This is a genomic window from Arthrobacter sp. TB 23, from assembly GCF_000294595.1.
In the GTDB taxonomy this organism is placed as follows: domain Bacteria; phylum Actinomycetota; class Actinomycetes; order Actinomycetales; family Micrococcaceae; genus Arthrobacter_D.
The window spans coordinates 1-708 of record NZ_ALPM01000057.1; the positions used below are offsets into that span (position 1 = coordinate 1).

Below are 708 nucleotides of genomic sequence, written 5' to 3' on the forward strand. Positions count from 1 at the left end.
CGCAGCCGCGGGCGTCCACACCGTCGTCTCCGGCGACACCCTGGGAGCCATTTCAGCCCGCTACGGCGTATCACTGGACACGGTCCTGACACAGAACGGTCTGTCCTACGCCTCGGTGATCTACCCCGGACAGCAGATCAAGGTCTCCGGTAACGCCTCCGTCGCTGCTCCCGAGCCAGTGAGCCCCGCGGCAGTCCCCGCAGCAGCACCGGCTACCCGGGCGTCCTTCACCGCGCCCGCTCCGGTCCAGTCCGATTTTTCCTTCGCCTCCAGTGCCATCACCCGCGCAGCGGCCCCAGCTCCGACATCTGACGTTGCTGCCGGCGGCGTCAATGCTGCAATCCTCGCCTCGGCCTACGCCCAGCTCGGTGCCATCCAGGACTGCACTGTTTTGGGTGAGCAGGCGCTGAAAGCTGCCGGTATCAGCGGAGTCGGGGACGAATCCCCAGCCGGTTTGATGGAATTCGCCACCCCGGTCTCGACCCCCCAGCCGGGCGACTTCATCTACTACGCCAACGGTGGTGCCGGGGTTCCCCACAACGCCATCTACATCGGAGACGGCAAGGCGATCCACAGCGGCTTCAACGGCAATCAGACCGTTATCAACAGCGCCGACCTTGGATCAGGACCTTCCTACTACCGAGTCAACGGCTAACACCAGATCATGCGGACATCGTCCGCAAACTGAGCCAAAGTGGCAGGTGTCCT

Annotated in this window: 1 protein-coding gene; it reads left to right on the forward strand. The window is 64.3% G+C overall.

Annotated elements, in window-relative coordinates:
* On the forward strand, window positions 1-655 hold a 655-nt coding region (locus B384_RS0108045; protein ID WP_019482604.1), incomplete at its 5' end, for a LysM peptidoglycan-binding domain-containing protein.
* Window positions 656-708 lie beyond the last annotated feature (53 nt).